We start from the raw sequence: 21,975 nt of genomic DNA, 5'->3' as shown, positions 1-21,975 counted from the left end.
GGATCAAGTGCTTTGTGTCATGCGTTGGGCGAGTTTCAGCGCCTCGATCAGGCTGGTGGGGTTTGCGATGCCCTGTCCGGCGATGTCGAGCGCGGTGCCATGGTCGGGCGAGGTGCGGATGAAGGGCAGGCCCAGGGTCACGTTCACGCCACGGTCGAAGTCGAGGGTCTTGATCGGGATCAGCGCCTGATCGTGATACATGGCGATGGCGGCGTCATAGCGGGCGCGTGCGGCGGCGTGGAACATCGTGTCTGCCGGGTGCGGGCCGGTGACGGTGTAGCCCTCGGGGGTGAGATCGGCCAGCAGAGGGGCGATCCAGTCCAGTTCCTCGCGGCCCATCTTGCCACCCTCGCCGGCATGGGGGTTGAGCCCGGCCACCGCGATGCGAGGATGCGGGATGCCGAATTGGCGGCGCAGGCCGTCGGCGGTGATTGCGATCGTGTCGCGCAGCAGGTCGGGCGTGAGGCGCGAGGGCACCTGCGACAGTGGGATGTGGATCGTGGCGGGTACCACGCGGAGTTGCTCGCTGGCTAGCATCATCACCACGCGGGAACGGCCTGCCAGCGCCGCCAGAAATTCGGTATGGCCAGGATAGGCGAAATCGGCGCCGTCGATCAGGGCCTTCTTGTGGATCGGTGCCGTGCAGAGGGCCGAGGCCGCGCCCGATTGCACCAGTGACACGCCGGTTTCGATGGCGTCTATCACCGAAGGCGCATTGGCTGGATCGGGGTGGCCGGGCAGGTTCGGGGCCGGAAAGGTCAGCGGCAACACCGGCAGCGCCCCTGCGCAGATGTCAGCCACCTGGGCGGGGTCTACGATCTCGGTCGTGGGAATGTTGTCCGGCAGATGGTCGGGATCGCCGATGTAGAAGAATGGGCAGCTGTCGCGCAATGCGGCCCAGGCCTTGGCGGCGATTTCCGGACCGATGCCCGAGGGTTCGCCGCAGCTGAGCGCGATGGGCGCGGTCATTGCTCGATGATGGTGGCGTCGGCGCGCAGCTGTTCGACGAGGCTGTTGGCGAATGCCTGCAGGCGTTGTTGCGTCAGCGCGTTGGCCACGTCTTCGCGCGACGTATCCTCACCCAGATCGCGCGTCCGACCGCACAGCATGAGGAACACCAGCGTCTGGCCGTTGTTTCGGGTCAGAGAGGTCGACACCTCGTTGGGGTCCAGCTTGGCGAGTTCCAGCGCGATGTCGCGCGGGATTTCGGACGGACTTGCCGAGACCCGGTCGAGTACCTCGGGCGGTTGCCCCTTGGCGATGCCGTACAGGTCATCGCAGGTATCAACCGTTTCCTTCAGTTCGGCGGCTCTTTGCAATGTTTCGGGGCTGAGCCCGCCAGGCAGGTAATAGGCCGCATAGTCGATCTTGGAGAACCGCGGCGTGCTGGCGGCCACTTCTCGCAGGCCGCGCATCTGGAACAGGGCTACGGCGTTGGGCAGGCTCAGCGGGGCCGTGACCTCGCCATTCTTCAGGCCAAGGATAACCGGTTGCAGCGCCGGAGGCAGGTTGCTGACGTTCAACCAGTCCAGGCGTCCGCCATTTTCGCGTGTCGGCGCTGCCGAGTACTGCGTGGCGGCGGCCGAAAATGCATCGATGGTTTCGACACGGGCGATCTCGTCGGCCAAGGCTTCGGCCTGTGCCAAGGTCTGCGCATTCACGGGGATGATGATTTCGGACAGCAAAACCTGGAGACCGCCACCGCCGGTCTGACCCATTGCACGGTCAATTTCGTCGTCCGTCGGACGGGCCTGAGAGATAAAGCGGGCGCTGACATAGTCGCGCCATGCCAGCTGACTGGATACATAATCCCGCACGGTTTCCCGGTCGATGCCCGCATCAGCCAGTGCCTTCAGGAACTGATCCGGGGTCAGCTGACCACGCGAAGCGAATTCGTCGATCGCAACCTGAATGTCTTCGGGAGTGGGCTGGATGCCGGCTTCGCGCATGGCCTGTTTGCGCAGGCGCTCGTCGATCAGCGCCTTGCGGACTTCGGCCTCCGAGCTGCCCGGGATACCCAGAATTTCGAGAAACCGCTGGCGCTGATCCAGTTCGTACCAGGTGACGATATCCTGATTCACGCGGATAGCCGGCGAAAACAAGCTTTGCGCGGGGGCTTGCTGAGGCGCAACTGTCAGCATGGCGACCGCGAGGCCGGGCGCAAATGCCGTTAGCCAACGGGAACGAAAGAACCTGGAAAAACCTGAAATCAGCTGCATTTTCTTTTATACTTCTTGCCCCCGCCTTCAACGGCGTATCCTGTCAGTGCAACGGTAAAGCCGAATTCCGTCGAAGGCTCAATACTTGATGTCGAAGTATATCGCCGGCTGACGGACATGTTAACCTGCACACATTCATTTTCATACGTCACACCCAAGCCCAGCCGCAGCGGTTCGGATTCTGCCAGATCATAGCGGGCCAGGGCGTTGGCTCTCCAGTTTTCATCCAGTCGTTGACGTGCGGTCAACCGTATCTCGGATGTCTCCATGTCAAGGTTTTCGGCCGGGTCCGGCTGCTGCCAGATATAGCTTCCGCCCAGTTGGGTCCCCTCGTTGGCCCAGGTTCCGCGCAATTCAGCCTTGGTAAAGCTGAAATCGCCATCCATTAATCCGCGTGCGGCCAGCGTCAGGCCATTGTTCGTCTTGATCTGCCCTGCCAGCAGCAGGTCGGAGGAAGTTCCCTGCAGGCCGGACGTAGCGGTGAAGTTCGGATCGGCGGTCGAGCGGAAGACCTGGCCGACCGTGGCCAATGCCCGCCAACCGCCCGGGGCATACCGCGCCCAGTTCACGCCCACGACCGCGGTCGTGCCGTCTTCGCGTCGATCCTCGGCCGGAAAGCGCGACAGGGACAACAGGTTGCCCTGGTCAAATTCCTGGAAGGTGCTTTCGTCATCGGGCACATCGGTGTCCGAAACATGGGTCCAGCCAAACTGCGCGATCGGCTCCAGAAACTGGGTCGCGCCAGAGGCTTCGCGCCGGGTCATCGGATAGCGCAGTGTCAAAGCCGCACGCGGGGTCGACCGGGTGATCTGGTCGGGGTAGGCGCTGTCGTTGCGAATGTCGAACGTGTCGACCGAAGCCCCCAGTTCAGCATCCGCGCGCAACCCAAAGGCAAAGGTCCAGCTGCGCAGCCACTGGGCGTCGAATGTGGCGCGCGCCACATCGCGCCCGATGATATCCTCGTCGCTGGTCCGGGTGTGGGTGTGGGTGACGAAGCCCAACCGAACCTCGCCGCCGACAGCGGACGCGGGGAAATAGCGTTTCTGGTAGAACAGATCGAAGACCTGCGACGGGATCTCATCCTGTTCCTCGCTGTCGCGCAGGGTCTTGTAGTGAATGAAGCTGGTCCGAAACGCCGTGTCGCGTTTGATGCGCTCAAGCGCGATCTCGCTGCGCAGACGGTCATAGTCAGGCAATCCATAGTCCGCCAGGTATGAGTCGTCCGATGCGGTCTGGACGTCAAAGGTCAGCCGGAAGTCGTTCGGCAGATTGAACCAGCCATTTGCAAAGAAATAGCCCCGATCCTGCTCCTGCTGGACATCGTCGCGGGTATAGGCCCCTTCAAACTGGATGCGGCCGTTCTTGAAGGCCTGCCGGTAGCGATAGCCAAGCGTCGTGGTCTTGGACGACAGGTAGGGGGTCAGCGTCAGATCCCTGTGATCGCCCAGTTTGAAGAAATACGGCGTCTTGACGCCGGTACCCAACTGCGAGGTCGTGCGGATTGACGGCACCAGAAATCCGGTTGCCCGGTCCAGTGTCGGGTCCGGCAGCCGCAGGGTTGGAAAGTAGAAAACCGGCACATCCAGAATGCGGAACTGGGCGCCCTCGAAGTACAACTGCCGTTCGAGCTGATCATGCGTGACCTTGCGTGCCCGGATCTGCCAGAGGGGCGGCCGACCGTCGGCGCAGACATGGCAGGACGTGGCCGAGACCTTGCTGAACTGCGTGTATCGTCCTGCCGCGCGGGTCGCCTGAACCGACGCGATCTGCACCTGCTGGTCGAACACCAGCCGTGCGCCGGTCAACAACCCGTTCTGGATGCCGTCATCCAGCTGCGCTGAGTCCGCAAGGACGGTCGAGCGTCCGCCCTGATCGATCCGGATCGGACCTTCCAGCGTCAGCTCGCCCGACTCGCGGTCGAACACCACGCGCTGTGCGGACAGTTTGACGTCGCCCTGAAAGGCTTCGACATTGCCCTCGGCCACCAGTTTGCGATCCGGGGTGATGAAGATCCTGTCAGCCACCAGCAGGGCAGGCTGATCCTGTTGTTGTGCCGTGTCAGGCGCGGGCGTTCTGGTCTCCGAGGTCTGGGCCAATGCCAGCCCCGGACCGGAAAAGAACACGGCACTGGACAAAAAAAGGGGCAGAAGGCGCCGCATCAGCCGTCCTCCGCGTGCAGCAGAAGGCCGAGCGACAGCAATATGGCCGCAAACGGCGGTGCCCAGGCCGCAATCACAATTGGCAGTTGGCCGTTCTCTCCCAAAATCTGAGCGAAATTGCGCACGAAATATACGCCGAATCCCAGGAGAACAGCCGTCAGCACGGCGACGCCGGTGCCGCCGAACCGCACGTGCCGCATGGTGAAGGCCGCGCCGATCAACACCATCGAAATCAGGAAGAATGGGCGCGCCAGCTGCACCTGCAGCCAAACCTCGTATTGCTTGGTCGAAAAACCCGCCTCGCGCAGGTCGCGGATCAGTTGGGGCAGGTCATAGACCGAGACGCTGTCCTGTTGGCCCAAGGTTTCAAGGATGCGCTGACGGGTCAGCGAAGTGGGCAACCGCAGGGTCTCATGCGTGACGGCGTGGGTCTCGGGGTTGGTGTCGCTGGACAGGGGCCATTCCTTGGTGTTGCGCAGGATCCAGACCCCGTCGTCGAGGCGAGCGCCGTCGGCGATGATCTGACGGGACGGAAGACCTTCGGGCGAAAACGTGATGATGGTCACGTCGATCAATTCAAGCTCGGCGTCGTTGGTCGATGCGCGGGCATGAATCACCGATTGGCCCTGCGGTGAGCCCTGACGCAGCCAAAGCCCGTCGCGGCTGATCGACAGGGCGGAACTGCCACCGTTTTTGTATAGATCCGAGAAATGCCGGTACTGCTCGGACGTGGCCGCCGCAATCGGGTTCAGCAGGGCCACCGCCAGAGTTCCGATTATCAGCGCCAGAAGGACCGGTGCCAACAGCGCGCGGATACCCGAGCGGCCGATCGCCCGGGTCACCACCAACTCCGAGCTGCGTGCGAGGCCGACAAACAGGGCAATGGTCGACAGGATCATCAACAGCGGCAGCATCTCGCTTATCGCAGCGGGTGTGTTCAACAGCGTCAGCTGCAGAACCTGGCCAAATGACAGGTCGGCGTCATTGAACCGACGGGCCTGTTCGATCAGGTCGATCAGGATCATCAGTGTCAGGAAGATGGCCCCAATCACCAGAAAGCTCTGCAAAAAGCGGCGGGCGAAGTACCGGTCCAGAATCACGGCCGCATCCCCGGCACGGGGCGTCCAGCAGGCCTGTTGCCAGAATCGCCAAGGCACAAAAACATGCGCGACGGCCTATGCCTGCCGAATGATGCCAAGTTTTCTCCCCCGAGCCTGCCGGTCATTTTGGCGCGACCTTAATGCAATTGGCGGGCGGGGAAAACTGCTATCTGGTCAATGGCGGCGGCGCGGGCTAGGTCTGTGGGCAGAGTTTTTCAGGAGCAAGAAATGAGCAGTCTGGTACCGATCCGTTTTCAAGCCTTCGAACTGGACCTGATGGCACAGGCCCAAGGCCGGTTGGCCATTCTCATACCCGCCGATGGCAAGATGAACCCCGCCGCGCGCCGCGCAAACCGGCTGACCCGTGGTGCCGTGGCCCGGCTGGTGGAAAGCGACCGTTTCGCCAAGGTCAAGACAGGCGACGTGATCTCGTTGGCTTGGCCCGGCGGGATGGAGGCAGAGGCATTGGACATTCTCGTCCTGCCACGCCGCCCCGAGCCGGACGAAGCCCGCAAGGGCGGAGCCGCGCTGGCCAAGCTGGCAGGTGGCAAGGACCTGCTGGTCATGGCGGGCAACCAAATGCGGACCGAGGAACTGGCCCTGGGCATTGCCCTGCGCAGCTATGATTTCGACGCGCACAAAACCAAGGACGATGACGCAAAGGGCGCGGTGACCATCTGCCACGCCAAGCCCGACGTCGCCGAGGCCGCCTTCGCACCGCTCTATGCGGTTGCTGATGGTGTGCGCATGACCCGCGACCTGACGAACGAACCCGCCAACATCCTGACGACGACCGAATTTGCCAACCGTCTGAAAGAGATGGAGGAGTTGGGCCTGAAGGTCGAGGTGCTGGACGAAGACAAACTGGCCGAGTTGGGCATGAGGACGCTGCTAAGCGTCGGGCAAGGGTCGGACAGCCCCTCGAAAGTCGTCGTTATGCAGTGGAATGGCGGCGATGCCGATGACGCACCGCTGGCTCTCGTCGGCAAGGGGGTCGTTTTCGACACCGGCGGTATTTCGATCAAACCGGCCGCTGGTATGGAAGACATGACCATGGACATGGGCGGCGCAGGCGTCGTTGCGGGCACCATGCGCGCATTGGCCAAGCGTAAGGCCAAGGCCAATGTCGTGGGCCTGGTTGGGTTGGTCGAGAACATGCCCTCGGGCAGTGCCACGCGGCCGGGCGACGTCGTGAAGTCGATGAAGGGCGATACGGTCGAGATCATCAACACCGACGCCGAAGGCCGTTTGGTGCTGTGTGACGTCATGTGGTACGCGCAGGAGCGGTTCAATCCGGTCGGCATGATCGATCTGGCCACCTTGACCGGCGCGATCATCATCGGGCTGGGGCATGAAAACGCAGGCGTGTTTTCCAACAACGACACCTTCTGCGACGCGTTCCTGAAGGCGGCCCGGGCCGAGGATGAAGGCGCGTGGCGTATGCCGCTGGGGCAGGCTTATGACGATCTGCTGAAGTCGCGCATCGCGGACATGAAGAACGTGGGCGGCCGGCCGGCCGGTTCGATCACCGCAGCGCAGTTTCTGCAGCGTTTCGTCAAGGAAGAAACACCCTGGATCCATTTGGATATCGCGGGCGTGGCCTCGGTCGCGGCGGAAACGTCCTATGCGCCCAAGGGCGCCACGGGTTGGGGCGTCCGTGCGCTCAGCCGTTTCGTGCAGGACAATTTCGAGTAGGTCGATGGGCGCCGTCTACTTCTACCACCTGACCCGCCATCCACTTGAGCAGACCTTGCCGGTATTGCTGGACAAGGCACGGCAGGCCGGGTGGCGGATTGCGGTGCGGGGCACTGACCCTGCGCGGATGGACTGGTTGGACGAAAGGCTTTGGCTGGGTCCCGAGGACGCGTTTCTGCCGCATGGGCAGGCAGGTGGGCCGCATGACGCGGTTCAGCCGATCCTGCTGACTACCGAGGCGGACGCGGCCAACAACCCGTCTTGCCTGATGGCGGTGGATGGGGCCGCGGTGACGCCAGATGAGGTGACCGCCTCGGAGCGGGTTTGCATCCTGTTCGACGGCAACGACCCAATCGCGGTGGATCATGCGCGTGGTCAATGGAAGACGCTCACCGCGGCGGGTTGCGCGGCGCAGTATTGGTCGGAGGAATCCGGCCGTTGGGAGAAAAAGGCCGAATCCGGCTGACTCGGGACCGAAATCAGATTGCAGGCGTGGCGATCCGCGCGACAGGAGATGGATTGATGAAAATGAAACCGTTGGGCCGCACGGGCATCCAAGTCTCGGACCTGTGCCTCGGAACCATGACATTCGGCACGCAGACCCCTGAGGCGGATGCGCATCGTCAGATCGACACGGCGCTGGCGGCCGGGATCAATTTCCTCGATGCCGCCGAGATGTATCCGGTCAACCCGATCACCAAGGAGACCGTGGGCAAGACCGAGCAGATCATCGGCAACTGGAATGCGGCACATCCGGCCCGCCGCGGCAGCTATGTTCTGGCGACCAAGCATTCGGGCGCCGGCTTCACGCATGCGCGGGACGGAGCACCGATCTCGGCCAGCACGATCCCCGGAGCCATCGAGGGATCGTTGCGGCGTCTGCAGACCGACTACATCGACCTGTACCAATTCCATTGGCCCAACCGCGGCAGTTACATGTTCCGGCAGAATTGGGACTACGACCCGTCGGGCGGCGACAGGCAGGCGGTTCTGGACAACATGCGCGAATGCCTCGAGGCGCTGCAGTCGCAGGTGGACAAGGGCAATATCCGCGCCTTCGGCCTGTCGAACGAAAGCGCCTGGGGCACCGCCCAGTGGCTGCGCCTGTCCGAAGAAATGGGGGCACCACGGGTGGCGTCGGTCCAGAACGAGTATTCTCTGCTGTGCCGCCTGTATGACACCGACATGGCCGAGCTGAGCGCCTATGAGGATGTGGGTCTTCTGGCTTTCTCGCCGCTGGCCGCCGGATTTCTGACCGGCAAGTATCAGGGCGGGGCGGTGCCCGAGGGATCGCGCATGTCGATCGTGCCGCAGATGGGCGGGCGCAAGGGCGATCGGGTGTTCGGCGCGGTCGCGGCCTATCTGGCGATTGCCGCGAAACACGGGCTGGACCCGGTGCACTTGGCGCTCGCCTGGTGCCAGGCGCGGCCGTTCATGACCTCGGTCATATTTGGCGCGACCACGCAGGCGCAGCTGGAACGGATCCTGGAGGGGCGGGATGTCGTGCTGTCTGATGAGGTTATGGCCGAGATCAACGCGGCCCATCGCGCGCATCCGATGCCGTATTGAGGGATGGGGGCGCTGCCCCCGTCGCCGTAGCCAACTCCCCCCCCCAAATCTATGACCAGAGGAAGCTCGCCCGTCAGTGATGGGTGGGCTGGGTGCGGTCCTGCCTGAGGTCGCGGGCGGATAGTCCATGCGCCGTGCGGAAAGCGCGCGCGAAGCTGGATTGTGACGTGAACCCCGTGGCCAGTGCCACATCCATCAGCGGCATGTCGGTGTCGGTGACCAGACGGCGGGCCTCGGCCAGGCGCAGTTGCAGGTAGTGGTCCTGTGGCGTGGTGTTCAGCCGCAGGCGGAATTGCTGCTGCAGGGTGCGCGGGCTGGTTCCCAGGGCCTTTGCGATCTCGGCCAGGGGCAGCGGGTCGTCCAGCGCGGCCTGCATGATCGCGTTGGCGCGGGCGGTCAGAGCGCTGTGGCGATGTGGCACGCCAGTGCGGCTCTGCGGTCTGCCGGGTTCGGGGGCGCCTTCGTAGAGGAACAGGCCCGAGACACGGGCCGCGAAGCCGGCGCCGTGGCGTGCCGCGATGATATGCAGCATCATCTCGACCGCGGGGATCGCGCCGCCCGAGGTCAGGCGGTTGCCGGATACGGTGAACCGGTCGGGGCGCACGTCGACTTCGGGGAAACGGGTGGCGAAGGTCTCGAGATCTTCCCAATGGGTGGTGGCGGCGTGACCGTCAAGCAGCCCCGCTTCGGCCAGCAGCCAGGGCCCTCCGTCGATGCCCGCCATCGTGGCGCCGCTATTGGCGATGCGACGCAGACCGGCCAGCAGGCTCGGGGTGGCGTGGCGCACCAGATTGAACCCCGCGATCACGATCATCAGGTCACAGTGGTCGAGACGCGCCAGCGGGATGCCCGGCACCTGCAACGCGCTGGTCAGCATCGCCGGCTCGGGTGTTGCGGTCACGTAGTCCCAGTCGAAGGCCGGGCGGTCGGCCAGCCGGTTGGCGGCGCGCATCGGGTCCACCGCCGAGGCAAAGCTGAGCGTGTTGCACTCGTCCAGCACCAGAACGGCGGTTTTCAGCGCGCGGTGCTCGGGCTGGAGGATATTTTTTGCGGATTTCATCAAGTCTGATTCGCATTCTGGCAAGTTGTCTGGTCAAGGCTGCGCCAGAGTCGGGGCCAGACGCAAATCGGAATCCGGGGAGAAGCCTGGGGAAAACCCATGGCGAAGCCGTGTATAACTTGGGGATAACACCATGCCTTTGGAAATGAACCGCGAAGTATTCATCACTTGTGCCGTGACCGGCTCGGGTGGGACGCAGGATCGCAGCCCGCATGTGCCGCGTTCGCCCAAGCAGATCGCCGACAGTGCGATCGCGGCCGCCAAGGCCGGGGCGGCGGTGGTGCATTGCCATGTGCGCGACCCCGAAACCGGCGCGCCCAGCCGCCGTCTTGACCTGTATCGCGAGGTGACGGACCGCATCCGCGACGCCGAGGTGGACGTGGTTCTGAACCTGACCGCTGGCATGGGCGGTGACATCGTGTTCGGCGGAGTCGAAGCCCCTTTTCCCGTGGCCGAGGGGACCGACATGATCGGTGCCTCGGAACGCGTGGCCCATGTGGCCGAGTGTCTGCCCGAAATCTGCACGCTGGATTGCGGCACCATGAACTTTGCCGAGGCCGACTATGTGATGACCAACACGCCGGGCGCGTTGCGGGCGATGGGGCAGATGATGACCGATCTGGGCGTGAAGCCCGAGATCGAGGCCTTTGACACTGGCCATCTGTGGTTTGCCAAGCAACTGGTGAAAGAGGGCGTTCTGGCCCCGAATGCGCTGGTGCAGCTGTGCATGGGCGTGCCGTGGGGCGCGCCGGACGACCTGAACACCTTCCTGGCGATGGTGAACAACGTGCCCAACGACTGGACATTCAGCGCGTTCTCGCTGGGGCGGCATCAGATGGCCTATGTGGCGGCCTCGGTTCTGGCGGGCGGCAACGTGCGCGTGGGGCTCGAGGACAACCTGTGGCTGGACAAGGGGGTGCTGGCCGAGAACTGGCAACTGGTCGAGCGCGCCGGAACGATCATCGAGAACATGGGCGCGCGGGTGATCGGCCCGGCCGAGGTGCGCGAGAAGTTGGGGCTGGTCAAACGGGCGCCTGTGGCGTCCTGACGGGCGGGGCGACCCTCGCAAAATCTGTCAAACAACGATGGCCCCCGGTGCGGCGTGAACGTTCGGGGCGAAGGAGAGAAGATGAAGACGGCAGCGATCATCGGTGGTGGCGTGATCGGCGGCGGATGGGCCGCGCGGTTTCTGCTGAATGGCTGGAACGTGCGGGTGTTCGACCCGGACCCCGAGGCCGAGCGCAAGATCGGCGAGGTCCTGGACAACGCGCGGCGGTCGCTGCCCGGGCTGAGCGATGTGCCGCTGCCGCCCGAAGGCGCGCTGAGCTTTCATGGCGACATGGCCGACGCGGTGCAGGGGGCCACTTGGATACAGGAGAGCGTGCCCGAGCGTCTGGATCTGAAGCGGAAGGTCTACAAGGGGCTACAGGAGGCCTGTGATCCGGGGGCGATCATCGGGTCCTCGACCAGCGGGTTCAAACCATCCGAGCTGCAGGAAGGCGCGCTGCGGCCCGAACAGATCGTGGTGACGCACCCGTTCAACCCGGTCTATCTGCTGCCGCTGGTCGAATTGGTGCCCTCGGCCGTCAACCCGCCTGAACAGGTCGGGCAGGCCAAGGACGTGTTGCGCTCGGTCGGTTTTTTCCCGCTGCAGGTCCGCAAGGAGATCGACGCGCATATCGCCGACCGGTTCCTCGAGGCCGTCTGGCGCGAGGCGCTGTGGCTGGTCAAGGACGGCGTGGCCACGACCGAGGAGGTGGACGAGGCGATCCGGATGGGCTTTGGCATCCGCTGGGCGCAGATGGGCCTGTTCGAGACCTATCGCGTGGCCGGGGGCGAGGCCGGGATGCGGCACTTCATGGCCCAGTTCGGCCCGGCGCTGAAATGGCCCTGGACCAAGCTGATGGATGTGCCCGAGTTCACCGATGATTTGGTCGATATGATCGCCGACCAGTCGGAGGCGCAATCGGGGATGCACTCGATCCGCGAGTTGGAGCGCATTCGTGACAACAATCTGGTGGGCATGATGCGGGCATTGAAGGCGCGCGACTGGGGCGCGGGGGCAGTGCTGAACCAGCATGACGCGCTGCTGAAGCCGGGTGCCCTGCCGACGCTGGAACAGTCGGATCTGAGCCAGCCGATCCTGACGCTGGCCCGCGCGGTGCCGCTGGACTGGACCGATTACAACGGTCACATGAACGAGGCGCGGTATCTCGAGGCCTTTGCCGCAGCGACCGACCGTTTCATGGAGATCATCGGCTGCGATGCCGACTACATCGCCTCGGGCGGCAGCTATTTCACGGCTGAAAATCACATCCGGTATCTGGACGAGGCCCATGCCGGGGCGAAAATCAAGGTGCGCACGCAGATGCTGTTGGGGCAGGGCAAGAAGCTGCACCTGTTCCACAGCATGTACGAGGGCGACAAACTGCTGGCCACGGGCGAGAGCTTTCTGCTGCATGTCAGCCTTGAAACTCGTCGGCCCTGTGCGCCGTCGCCGCAGATCGAAGCCGCAATGGCCCGCATCGCCGAAGCGCAGGCCGGGTTGCCCTATCCCGAGGGCGCAGGGGCGGCCATCCGCAAACCGGCATGACGGGGCGGGTTCTGATCACCGCCGGGGCCTCGGGCGTGGGGCGCGCGATGGCCGAAGCGTTCGACGCCGCGGGCGCGCAGGTCTGGGTGGCGGACGTGGACTTCGAGGCGCTTCAGGCCTGCCCGGATCACTGGGGGCGGTCGCAGGCCGATGTGTCGGATGAGGCCGCCGTCGCAGCGCTGTTCTCCGAAATCGCGGCGCAGTGGGGCGGTTTGGATGTTCTGTGCGCGAATGCGGGTATCGCGGGGCCGACCGCATTGGTCGAAGATGTGGCGCTAAGAGATTGGCAAAAATGTATTTCCGTCAATCTGGACGGGGCGTTTCTGTGCGCGAAATACGCGGCGCCGATGCTCAAACGGCAGGGGCGCGGCGTGGTGCTGATCACATCCTCGACCGCCGGGCAGTACGGCTATCCCAACCGCGCGCCTTATGCAGCGGCGAAATGGGCGGTGATCGGGCTGGGCAAGACCCTGGCGATGGAGCTGGGGCCGCACGGCGTGCGCTGCAACGTCATCTGCCCCGGCGCGGTGGAAGGCCCTCGGATGGAGGGCGTGCTGCAGCGCGAAGCGGCCGCCAAGGGCATGACCCGCGACCAGGTCTATCGGGGCTATGCGGCGGGTACTTCGATGGGCCGCTTCGTCGAGGCGCATGACATTGCCGCCATGGCGGTGTTCCTGGCCTCGGATGCGGCACGGTTGGTGTCGGGGCAGGTCATCGCCGTCGATGGGCACACCGTGAACCCCGACCCAAAGCTTTAGCCCTGGTTGGGGCCGCGCATCTGACGGATCGAGGCGCGAACGGCCTGCCAGTTCTGTGCCTCTTCCACGTTTCCGGCGGCTTCGAATTCGCGGGCTTTCTGGGCGGCTTCGGCCTCGGCCTTGTCGCCATGCGCCGAGTAGAGGGCGCGCGCGTATTGAGCGGTTTTGAGAGCGTCCATTCCTGATATCCTCCTTTTGGTCGGATCGTTCGGATTTTCGCGCACCTCAATATAGGGGATCGGGTGGGAAATTGCACCTGTTGGCTTGTGTCACCCTGCCGAAATGGCGGCGCGCAGCTGGCGCAGATGGGTCGGGAAATGCCGGGCGGTCAGATCAGCTTCGCGGACCAAGGTATCGAAATGTCTCGTAAAAATCTCGATCCGGTCCCGGTCGCGGAAGGCCATGTAGTGGCTGCCGGCATAGAACACGCAGAGCAGCGGACCAAAGATGGTGACCGGCGCGGAATAGAGCCGCTTGGCATCGAACAGGTAGATGCGCATGCGCGGATACAGCTGTTCGCACAACTCCAGCATGTGGTCGATCTGGTCCAGCCGAACCTGCAGGGGCAGCCCGTCATAATAGCCGGTGCCATGGGCAAAGCTGTGAATCTCGTACAGCGGCATGGCGATTTCATAGTCGGACTGGGCCCCGCGCATCCAGGTCAGGCGGTCCTCAGAGGCGCCGATGGCCTGGTCGGCGGTTCGGCCCAGATGCGGCGCGTACTCCCATTCCAGCACGGCGCGGGTTTTCAGCATGTCGGGCAGGGTGGCCGGAACATAGCGGATTTTGTAACCCGCGGCCTCCTGATGCCACTCAAAGATGCGTTCGTCGACCAGCGCGCGGGGTGCCTCGGTCATGGTCAGAGAACTGGCCAGCAGCTCGGCCGCGCTCTCGGGTCGGTTCGAGAGGCTGAGCAGCCAATCCGCCGACACCCCCAGAGCCGAGGCGCAACTGCCCACCACATGGGCGTTGGGCAGGCGCGCGCCCGTATCGGTCAATAACTGGGAAACGGTTGAGCGATCGACCCCGATGGTGCGCGCCAGCGCGCTTTGGCTCATCTTCCGCTGGTCCATGGCGCGGGTCAGGCGCAGGCGGAACTGCGCGGCGCGGTCTCGTTTGTCGAAATTTTCCTGCATGTGATGATAAATATCACGATCGCTGAGATTTGTTAATCATATTCGGAATTCTCGACGGGGCAACTGGCAGGTAACGCTTGTGTGAAAAGCAAAAAAGACTGGGGACCGGAATGGAAACGCGGCGAAGATCTGTCGTGAAGGCAATCATTTGGAATGCGATGGGCCTTGCGGTCATGACCGTGGTGGGGCTGATCGCAACCGGCTCGGCCGCTATCGGTGGAGCATTGGCGGTGGTGAACACGGCCATCGGGCTGACGCTCTACGTGATTTACGAACGCATCTGGGCAGGAATTTCTTGGGGGCGGCATGGCTGAGGCGACCACTCCCAAGTCCCCCGAATGGCCGACCTTTGCCCTGATCTTTGCCTGCTATGCCCTTTGGTTGGTCGCGATTTTCGGCGTGGCTGCGTGGTCGCTCTGGCTGGCGGTGCCGATGATGGGTGTCGTCGCGGCGCTGCATTCATCGCTGACGCATGAGGCGCTGCACGGCCATCCGTTCCGCGCAAAGTGGCTGAACGAGGTGCTGATGGCGCTGCCGCTGACACTGTTCATCCCCTACAACCGCTTCCGCGATCTGCATCTGGCGCACCATCAGGATGCCAACCTGACAGACCCCTATGACGATCCGGAGTCCAACTATCTGGACCCGGCTGTCTGGGCTAGGTTGCCTCGGTGGCAGCGGTGGGTCTATCAGGCGAACAACACGCTGTTGGGGCGCATGGCGCTGGGCCCGATCATCGGCCAGCTGGCCTTTCTGCGCGACGACTGGCGCGGCGCGGTGCGCGGGGACCGCGACATCTGGCTGGCCTGGGCCCTGCATCTGCCGGGTGTGGCGGTGGTTCTGTGGATCGTGGCGCAATCAGAGATGCCGGTCTGGGCCTTTGTCCTTTCGGCCTATCTGGGACTGGCGCTGGTCAAGATCCGCACCTTTCTGGAACACCGCGCGCACGAAAAATCGCGCGCCCGAACGGTGATTGTCGAAGACCGCGGGCCGCTTGCGTTTCTGTTTCTGAACAACAACCTGCACGTCGTTCATCACATGAACCCGGCGGCGCCATGGTATCGGTTGCCCGCGCTCTACCGCCGAGGGAAAGAGCGCTATCTGGCCTGCAACGAGGCCTATGTCTATCGCTCGTACGGGCTGGTTTTCAGGCAGTATTTCTGGCGTGCCAAGGATCCTGTAGAACATCCGCTCTGGCCAAAACCCTGATTTGACGACAGAAGGGAAGCCATGAGTTTGTGGATTCCCGTAACCTTGGCCGCCGCCACCTTTCAGACGGTGCGCTTCATGCTGCAGAAATCGCTGAGCAGCGTGAAGCTGTCGGCGACCGGCGCGACCTTTGCGCGCTTTGCCTACTCGATGCCTCTGGTGTTGTTGGGGTTGGTGGTGGCGATGCGGCTCAGCGGTCTGCCGCTGCCGGCGCTGGCGCCTCTGTTCTGGCTTTATGCCGCCATCGGTGGGGTGTCCCAGATCCTTGCCACGATCTGCGTCGTGGCGTTGTTTAAACAGCGCAACTTTGCCGTCGGCATCACCTTCAAGAAAACCGAGGTAATCCAGACCGCAATCGTCGGTTTCGTCGTGCTGGGTGACCGGGTTTCAACCGGTGCGTTCGGGGCCATCCTGCTGGGGCTGCTGGCGGTTCTGCTGTTGTCGAAAACGCCGGGCGGCAGTGGGGCGTGGTGGCGTCACCTAACCAACCGCGCCTCGCAACTGGGGTTGGGATCGGGCGTCTTGTTCGCCTTTTCTGCGGTCAGCTATCGCGGCGCGTCGCTGCAACTGGGCGATGGCGAGGCCTGGTTTCGGGCGCTGGTGACGCTGGCGGTCGTGGTCTCGATCCAGTTCCTGTCTATGGCGCTGTGGCTGGTTTGGCGCGACCGGGCCGAGCTGCGCGCGGTGTGGGACACGCGGCGCACCGGTATCTTTGTCGGGCTGACCAGCCTGGGCGGGTCGTTCTGCTGGTTCTGGGCCTTCAGCCTGCAGAACGCAGCCTACGTCAAAGCGCTGGGGCAGGTGGAGCTGATTTTCAGCCTCATGGCCTCGGTCCTGGTCTTCCGCGAGACGGTAACCCGGCGCGAGATTGCGGGGATGGTCCTGCTGGGGCTGTCGATCCTGATCCTGGTCGCCGCGATCTGAGATGCAAAAAAGGCGCGCGGAGGTCCGTGCGCCTTTTGATCTTTTGCTGTGCCGGCGGGTCAGCCCGCGCGGCGTTCGTCAAAGCTGAGTGCGATGAAGCTGGGCAGGTGATCGCCCATGCCGACGACGGCTGGACCGCCATCGTCGCGACGTCCGCGGCCTTTGCCACGTTTTTCCTTGGCAGGTTTGTCGTTCGACGCAGCGTCCTTGGCGGGTTTTTCCTTCTTGCCCTCGTCCTTGCGGGTCGAGGCGCGCGATTTCTTTTCGGGCTTTTTGTCCTCGGCCTCGGCCGGTTCGGCCTGAACCGGGTTGTCCAGACGCGGGATTTCCTTCTGGATCAGTTTCTCGATCGCATCCAGTGCCTTTTCATCGCGGGCCGAGCAGATGGTGATCGCCTTGCCCTCGCGCCCGGCGCGGCCGGTGCGGCCGATGCGGTGCACATAGTCCTCGGGGTGACTGGGCACGTCGAAGTTGAACACATGGCTGACCGACGGTATGTCGAGCCCGCGTGCGGCCACGTCAGACGCCACCAGCAGACGTACCGAGCCGTCGCGGAACCCGTCCAGTGTCTTCATCCGCTGCGACTGGTCCAGATCACCGTGGATCGGCGCGGCGTTATAGCCGTATTTCTTGAGCGATTTCGCGGTGATGTCCACATCGGTCTTGCGGTTGCAGAAGATGATGGCGTTGGTGCATTTGTCACCTTCGGCATCGATCAGCGCGCGCAAGACCTTGCGCTTGGTGCTGCCCTCGCGGTCGCGGCGGCCGCCTTTGACCATCACGACACCCTGTTCGATGGTCTCGGACGCGGTGGCCTGACGGGCCACTTCGATCCGGGCCGGGGCGGACAGGAACGTGTCGGTGATCCGCTCGATCTCGGGCGCCATGGTGGCCGAGAAAAACAGCGTTTGCCGGGTAAAGGGCGTCAGCGAGAAGATGCGTTCGATATCGGGGATGAACCCCATGTCCAGCATCCGGTCAGCCTCGTCCACGACCATGATCTGCACGCCGGTCAGCAGCAGCTTGCCGCGCTCGAAATGGTCCAGCAGACGGCCGGGCGTGGCGATCAGTACGTCGACGCCGCGGTCGATCAGGGCCTCTTGTTCCTTGAAGCTGACGCCGCCGATCAGCAGCGCCTTGGTCAGCTTCAGATGCTTAGTGTAGGTGTCGAAGTTTTCCGCCACCTGCGCCGCCAGTTCCCGCGTCGGGCACAACACCAGCGAACGCGGCATCCGCGCCCGGGCGCGGCCGCGCGCCAGCAGAGTGATCATCGGCAGGGTAAAGCTGGCGGTCTTGCCAGTGCCGGTCTGGGCGATGCCCAGAACGTCTCGCCCTTCCAGCGCCGGTGGGATGGCGCCTTCCTGGATCGGGGTCGGGGTTTCGTAGCCGGCTTCCTCAATAGCTTTGAGGACCTTGGGGTTCAGGTTCAGATCGTTGAATTTCGTCATGTATGTCCGGTTCATGCGGACACTGACCTGGCCCGCGCGTATGAAAAATGCCGGGCCCGGATGGCCATGCGCACCATGCGCGTTTCGGCTTGGATGCGGACATAACAAAAAGGTGTGGCAGGGTCAAATGAAGACAGTTTCATCTATACCGCTACATCGCGTCACTGGCGATTTCGTGCAACAATTCAGCAGCTTCCGGGAAAGTGTTTCTGCAGCTTTTCCTCAAGATCAAGCGGTCGGTGCTTGATGAGGCCCCGTTCCTGCAGGCGCGCGCGAACCTTCGGGTCGGTGGCGCTGAGTTCGTCAAAGAACTTGCGCAGACCTTGCTCGCCTTCTTCGGCCTCGATCCAACTGAGCAGTTCGTTCATGTTCAACCCGCCCCGATCGCGATGTACGTTCGGAGCCATGCCGGGCTGGTACGAGCCGCGTTCCAGTCGAAACCGATAGTGTGACCACCAATGCTCCCAATCCGGGGCGTGGCGGTGGCACAGGTCGATCTGCGGCATCTCGATCTTGCAGGGCAAGATGACCTTGTTCTGAAACAGATTGTGGATGCGATAATTGAGGTTCTCCATCCCCGCGCGCACGAACAGCTTGCCCTGTACGTGGCTCAGAAAGCCGCCCAGAACGAAAGCGCCGTAGTTTGGATAGATCGTCTCGACAAGCGCTTCGCGTTCGGGGCCCTGGGGGATGAACGCTTTGTAGAGATCGTTGCCGCAGGCCAGGGCCTCGATCGGACGAACCCGAACCGCGTGCACCGTTTCGGGCACTTCGCCCAGCAAGTCCGCGATGGGGGCCGTGGGCCACAGGAACTCGTCCACATCTATATGCGCTAGCCAATCGAGATCGGTGTGGCGATAGGTAAAGGTCGCATGAACGGTCTGGCGGACCTGGTGGCGCTCGGGCTTGTCTCGTTTGCGCGCTGCCCAGAACGCATCGTCGCAGATGCGGACGGTCACCTTGGGGTGGCGGCGCAGGGGGCGAAAAGCCCGCCGGTTGGGCTCATCAAGGTAGAGGTAGAGGTGATCCGCGCCCAAATCCAGGTGGTAGGCCGCAAAACTCAGAATGTCGCGGGCCGATCCACGCACCGTCGAGACGATGCCCCAGCTCGGCCCGGCTGCGGTCATGCGATGACGGCCTCTGTTGCTTTGGCGGGGGGCGGGGTCAGCATCAGGTCATCATTTCCTTGGTCGCGGTAAGCGTCAGTTTGGGATAATCGCGCACCACGCGGTCGATGTCCCATTGCAGGCGGGTTAGATAGACGATGTCGCCATCGTGATCGAGGGCAATGTGCTGCTTGTTCGCATTTACGAACTTCTCGACCTCAGCCTTGTCGCCCGACACCCAGCGCGCACTGGTGAATTGCGAGGCCTCGAACCGCACCGGCAGGCCGTATTCCAGCTCGATCCGGCTGGCCAGCACCTCGAACTGCAGCGCGCCCACCACGCCGACGATAAAGCCCGAGCCGATCGAGGGTTTGAACACCTTGGCCGCGCCCTCCTCGGCAAACTGCATTAGCGCCTTTTCCAGGTGCTTGGCCTTCATCGGATCGCCCGCGCGCACGCCCTGCAACAGCTCGGGCGCGAAGGATGGAATTCCGGTAACGCGGATCGCCTCGCCCTCGGTCAGAGTGTCACCGATGCGCAGCTGGCCGTGGTTGGGGATGCCGATGATATCGCCGGCCCATGCCTCGTCGGCCAGTTCCCGGTCAGAGGCCAGAAACAGAACCGGGTTCGTGATCGCCATGGGCTTCTTGCTGCGCACATGGGTCAGCTTCATGCCGCGCTTGAAGTGGCCGCTGGCCATGCGGACAAAGGCCACGCGGTCGCGGTGTTTGGGGTCCATGTTGGCCTGCACCTTGAAGACAAAGCCCGCCACCTTTTTCTCATCCGGCGAAATCTGGCGAGGTTCGGCCGATTGCACCTGCGGCTGCGGTCCATAGGCACCGATGCCTTCCATCAGTTCCTTGACGCCGAACGAGTTGATCGCCGAGCCGAACCAGATCGGGGTCATGTGGCCTTCAAGCACCGCCTGCGGATCCAGCGCGGGCAGCAATTCGCGCGCCATCTCGACCTCTTCCAGCAGCTTGTCCAGCAGTTCGGCGGGCACATGCTCGGCCAGTTTGGGGTCGTCCAGCCCGTTGATCTCGATGCTTTCAGCCACCTTGTTGCGGTCGGCGCGGTCCATCAGCTCCAGCCGGTCACGCAGCATGTCATAGCAGCCTATGAAGTCGCGCCCCACGCCGATGGGCCAGGAGGCGGGCGTGACGTCGATGGCCAGCATTTCCTGAATTTCGTCGATGATCTCGAACGTATCGCGGCTCTCCCGGTCCATCTTGTTACAGAAGGTCAGGATCGGCAGATCGCGCAGGCGGCAGACCTCGAACAGCTTCTGCGTCTGGCTTTCCACTCCCTTGGCCCCGTCGATCACCATAACCGCGGCGTCGACGGCGGTCAGCGTGCGATAGGTGTCTTCGGAAAAGTCCGAGTGGCCGGGTGTGTCCACCAGGTTGAACCGGTAGGGGCCATAGTCAAACGACATGGCCGAGGCCGAGACCGATATACCCCGGTCCTTTTCCATTTGCATGAAGTCCGAGCGCGTACGCCGTGCCTCGCCCTTGGCGCGCACCTGTCCGGCCATCTGGATAGCACCCCCATACAGAAGGAACTTTTCGGTCAGGGTCGTCTTGCCCGCATCCGGGTGCGAGATGATGGCAAAGGTCCGGCGCCGCGCGATCTCGGGCGGCAGGGTGGGTTGGTTCGAGGCGGTATCAAGCATGAAGGCGCGTATAGGCGGGGAATCCTGCCGAGGCAAGACAAAGGGGGTGGTTCGAATCAGGTGTATATGCCAATAAGAACATATAGTGAACAAATAATGGAGTGGATCAATGAATTTGAAAGAAATCGCCCAGGAACTGGTGGCGGGTTGCCGCGAAAACCGCGCCAAGGAGAATCTGGACAAGTTGTATGCAGCCGATGCCGTCTCGGTCGAGGCGATGGACATGCAGGGCATGGGCCGCGAGACCCACGGCATTGAAGGCATCCGCGGCAAGCATGATTGGTGGGAAAGCGCGCACGAGGTCTCGGGCGCGTCGGTCAGCGACCCGTTCCTGCATGGTGAAAACAGCTTTGCCGTGATTTTTGAAGTGCAGGGCAAGGTGAAGGAAAGCGGTGAAGCTTTCGACATGCGCGAGGTCGGCGTCTATCACGTGGTCAACGGTAAGATCGTGCGGGAAGAGTTCTTCTACTGATTTGCCGACGCCAATCTGGTCTTCCCTGTCTGGCCGGTGCTAGACATGCGGGTAACAAATGACAGGGGGGATCACATGGATCTGGGACTACAAGGAAAACGCGCGCTGGTCTGTGCCAGCAGCAAGGGCTTGGGGCTGGGCTGCGCCGAGGCGCTGGCCGCCGAGGGTGTCGATTTGGTGATGAACGCACGTGGGCCTGACGCGCTGGAGGCGCAGGCCGACCGGTTGCGCGCCGAACATGGCGTCGAGGTGCAGACGGTCGCCTGCGACGTGACCACGCCCGAAGGCCAGGCGCGGGTGATCGAGGCCGCGCAGGGCGTTGATATCCTTGTGACAAACGCCGGTGGCCCGCCGCCGGGCCTGTGGTCCGACTGGGACCGCGAGGATTTCATCAAGGCGCTGGATGCCAACATGCTGACGCCGATCGCCTTCATGAAGGCGCTGTTGCCGTCGATGATGGACAAGGGTTGGGGCCGCGTGGTGAACATCACCTCGCAATCGGTGCGGGCGCCCATCGCGGTGCTGGGCCTGTCGAACGCGGCGCGCACCGGGCTGACCGGCTATGTGGCCGGAACCGCGCGGCAGGTTGCGCCCTACGGCGTGACCATCAACAACCTGTTGCCCGGCATTCATGCCACCGACCGGGCGGACTCGCTGGATGCCGGGGTTTCGGCGCAGAAGGGCATCTCACTGGACGAGGCACGGGCCGAGCGCGCGGCCACGATCCCGGCGCGGCGCTATGGTACGCGGCAGGAATTCGGCGCGACCTGCGCGTTTCTGTGCTCGCAACATGCCGGGTTCATCGTGGGGCAGAACATCCTGCTGGATGGCGGCGCGACCAACCTGACGATGTGA

Annotated in this window: 21 protein-coding genes; 11 read left to right on the top strand and 10 right to left on the bottom strand. The window is 63.4% G+C overall.

The features are described from left to right. Window positions 1–3: 3 nt before the first annotated feature. Genes pdxA through lptG form a run of 4 tightly spaced genes read right to left on the bottom strand, consistent with a single transcriptional unit; the run spans window position 4 to window position 5,478 of the window. The gene (pdxA, locus tag ACR0CU_RS06775; protein ID WP_170446377.1) at window positions 4–969 is read right to left on the bottom strand and encodes a 4-hydroxythreonine-4-phosphate dehydrogenase PdxA; all 966 of its coding nucleotides are present in this window, start codon (window positions 967–969) and stop codon (window positions 4–6) included. Next, window positions 966–2,219, bottom strand: coding sequence for a peptidylprolyl isomerase (locus ACR0CU_RS06770; protein WP_170446375.1), 1,254 nt, complete (start codon window positions 2,217–2,219; stop codon window positions 966–968). The genes pdxA and ACR0CU_RS06770 overlap by 4 nt, the downstream gene beginning before the upstream one ends. Next, the gene (locus tag ACR0CU_RS06765; RefSeq protein ID WP_170446373.1) at window positions 2,210–4,378 is read right to left on the bottom strand and encodes an LPS-assembly protein LptD; all 2,169 of its coding nucleotides are present in this window, start codon (window positions 4,376–4,378) and stop codon (window positions 2,210–2,212) included. The genes ACR0CU_RS06770 and ACR0CU_RS06765 overlap by 10 nt, the downstream gene beginning before the upstream one ends. Continuing rightward, window positions 4,378–5,478, bottom strand: a complete 1,101-nt coding sequence (gene lptG / locus ACR0CU_RS06760) for an LPS export ABC transporter permease LptG (protein WP_170446371.1) — start codon at window positions 5,476–5,478, stop codon at window positions 4,378–4,380. The genes ACR0CU_RS06765 and lptG overlap by 1 nt, the downstream gene beginning before the upstream one ends. Before the next feature lie 228 nt (window positions 5,479–5,706). Between lptG and ACR0CU_RS06755 the strand changes: the two genes are divergently transcribed. Genes ACR0CU_RS06755 through ACR0CU_RS06745 form a run of 3 tightly spaced genes read left to right on the top strand, consistent with a single transcriptional unit; the run spans window position 5,707 to window position 8,742 of the window. Next, window positions 5,707–7,173 carry a leucyl aminopeptidase gene (locus ACR0CU_RS06755; RefSeq protein WP_170446368.1) on the top strand — a complete coding sequence of 489 codons (1,467 nt, stop codon included), beginning with the start codon at window positions 5,707–5,709 and terminating at the stop codon, window positions 7,171–7,173. A 4-nt stretch (window positions 7,174–7,177) separates the two neighbouring features. After that, window positions 7,178–7,639, top strand: coding sequence for a DNA polymerase III subunit chi (locus ACR0CU_RS06750; RefSeq protein WP_170442957.1), 462 nt, complete (start codon window positions 7,178–7,180; stop codon window positions 7,637–7,639). A gap of 56 nt (window positions 7,640–7,695) precedes the next feature. Continuing rightward, window positions 7,696–8,742, top strand: coding sequence for an aldo/keto reductase (locus tag ACR0CU_RS06745; protein ID WP_170446366.1), 1,047 nt, complete (start codon window positions 7,696–7,698; stop codon window positions 8,740–8,742). A 73-nt stretch (window positions 8,743–8,815) separates the two neighbouring features. Here the strand turns inward: ACR0CU_RS06745 and ACR0CU_RS06740 are convergent, their stop codons facing one another. Continuing rightward, window positions 8,816–9,802: a GlxA family transcriptional regulator gene (locus tag ACR0CU_RS06740; RefSeq protein WP_170446364.1), complete on the bottom strand. Its 987-nt coding sequence runs from the start codon at window positions 9,800–9,802 to the stop codon at window positions 8,816–8,818. Window positions 9,803–9,935: 133 nt separating this feature from the next. Here ACR0CU_RS06740 and bcoG point away from each other — a divergent pair, with 133 nt between their 5' ends. The 3 genes from bcoG to ACR0CU_RS06725 all read left to right on the top strand — a co-directional run bounded on the left by bcoG (window position 9,936) and on the right by ACR0CU_RS06725 (window position 13,153). Beyond that, on the top strand, window positions 9,936–10,850 hold the full coding sequence (gene bcoG, locus ACR0CU_RS06735; RefSeq protein WP_170446362.1) for a 3-dehydrocarnitine:acetyl-CoA trimethylamine transferase BcoG: 915 nt from the start codon (window positions 9,936–9,938) through the stop codon (window positions 10,848–10,850). Between the two features lie 81 nt (window positions 10,851–10,931). Further along, a complete protein-coding gene (locus ACR0CU_RS06730; RefSeq protein ID WP_170446360.1) occupies window positions 10,932–12,395 on the top strand; it encodes a carnitine 3-dehydrogenase in 1,464 nt (487 codons plus the stop codon). Then, complete coding sequence (locus ACR0CU_RS06725) at window positions 12,392–13,153, top strand: SDR family oxidoreductase (RefSeq protein WP_170442951.1); 762 nt, start codon at window positions 12,392–12,394, stop codon at window positions 13,151–13,153. Before ACR0CU_RS06730 ends, ACR0CU_RS06725 begins: the two co-directional genes overlap by 4 nt. On the opposite strand, the gene ACR0CU_RS06720 is transcribed toward ACR0CU_RS06725, so the two are convergent. Both ACR0CU_RS06720 and ACR0CU_RS06715 read right to left on the bottom strand, forming a co-directional pair. Next, entirely contained in the window at window positions 13,150–13,332 is a 183-nt protein-coding gene (locus ACR0CU_RS06720; protein ID WP_093962276.1) for a hypothetical protein, read from the bottom strand. The genes ACR0CU_RS06725 and ACR0CU_RS06720 overlap by 4 nt on opposite strands. A 90-nt stretch (window positions 13,333–13,422) precedes the next feature. Next, entirely contained in the window at window positions 13,423–14,289 is an 867-nt protein-coding gene (locus tag ACR0CU_RS06715; protein WP_170446359.1) for a helix-turn-helix domain-containing protein, read from the bottom strand. A gap of 110 nt (window positions 14,290–14,399) precedes the next feature. Between ACR0CU_RS06715 and ACR0CU_RS06710 the strand changes: the two genes are divergently transcribed. Genes ACR0CU_RS06710 through ACR0CU_RS06700 form a run of 3 tightly spaced genes read left to right on the top strand, consistent with a single transcriptional unit; the run spans window position 14,400 to window position 16,422 of the window. Beyond that, window positions 14,400–14,603, top strand: coding sequence for a DUF2061 domain-containing protein (locus tag ACR0CU_RS06710; RefSeq protein WP_170446356.1), 204 nt, complete (start codon window positions 14,400–14,402; stop codon window positions 14,601–14,603). Next, window positions 14,596–15,498, top strand: a complete 903-nt coding sequence (locus tag ACR0CU_RS06705; RefSeq protein WP_170446354.1) for a fatty acid desaturase — start codon at window positions 14,596–14,598, stop codon at window positions 15,496–15,498. Before ACR0CU_RS06710 ends, ACR0CU_RS06705 begins: the two co-directional genes overlap by 8 nt. Before the next feature lie 21 nt (window positions 15,499–15,519). After that, window positions 15,520–16,422, top strand: a complete 903-nt coding sequence (locus ACR0CU_RS06700; RefSeq protein ID WP_170446353.1) for a DMT family transporter — start codon at window positions 15,520–15,522, stop codon at window positions 16,420–16,422. 59 nt (window positions 16,423–16,481) lie between these two features. On the opposite strand, the gene ACR0CU_RS06695 is transcribed toward ACR0CU_RS06700, so the two are convergent. The 3 genes from ACR0CU_RS06695 to ACR0CU_RS06685 form a co-directional block, all read right to left on the bottom strand. Further along, window positions 16,482–17,870 (bottom strand): DEAD/DEAH box helicase, encoded by a 1,389-nt coding sequence (locus ACR0CU_RS06695; RefSeq protein WP_170370973.1) that lies wholly within the window; start codon window positions 17,868–17,870, stop codon window positions 16,482–16,484. A 185-nt stretch (window positions 17,871–18,055) separates the two neighbouring features. After that, window positions 18,056–18,997, bottom strand: a complete 942-nt coding sequence (locus ACR0CU_RS06690; protein ID WP_480642691.1) for a glycosyltransferase family 2 protein — start codon at window positions 18,995–18,997, stop codon at window positions 18,056–18,058. Window positions 18,998–19,040: 43 nt separating this feature from the next. Then, window positions 19,041–20,648 carry a peptide chain release factor 3 gene (locus ACR0CU_RS06685; RefSeq protein ID WP_170338819.1) on the bottom strand — a complete coding sequence of 536 codons (1,608 nt, stop codon included), beginning with the start codon at window positions 20,646–20,648 and terminating at the stop codon, window positions 19,041–19,043. Window positions 20,649–20,757: 109 nt separating this feature from the next. Here ACR0CU_RS06685 and ACR0CU_RS06680 point away from each other — a divergent pair, with 109 nt between their 5' ends. After that, complete coding sequence (locus ACR0CU_RS06680; protein WP_093962268.1) at window positions 20,758–21,120, top strand: nuclear transport factor 2 family protein; 363 nt, start codon at window positions 20,758–20,760, stop codon at window positions 21,118–21,120. A gap of 75 nt (window positions 21,121–21,195) precedes the next feature. Continuing rightward, on the top strand, window positions 21,196–21,975 hold the full coding sequence (locus tag ACR0CU_RS06675; RefSeq protein WP_170446347.1) for an SDR family oxidoreductase: 780 nt from the start codon (window positions 21,196–21,198) through the stop codon (window positions 21,973–21,975).

The sequence above is a fragment of the Ruegeria sp. BC2 genome (assembly GCF_056539245.1).
The sequence above is the reverse complement of the archived record's forward strand: the minus strand, read 5'-3'. Positions and strand labels throughout refer to the sequence as shown.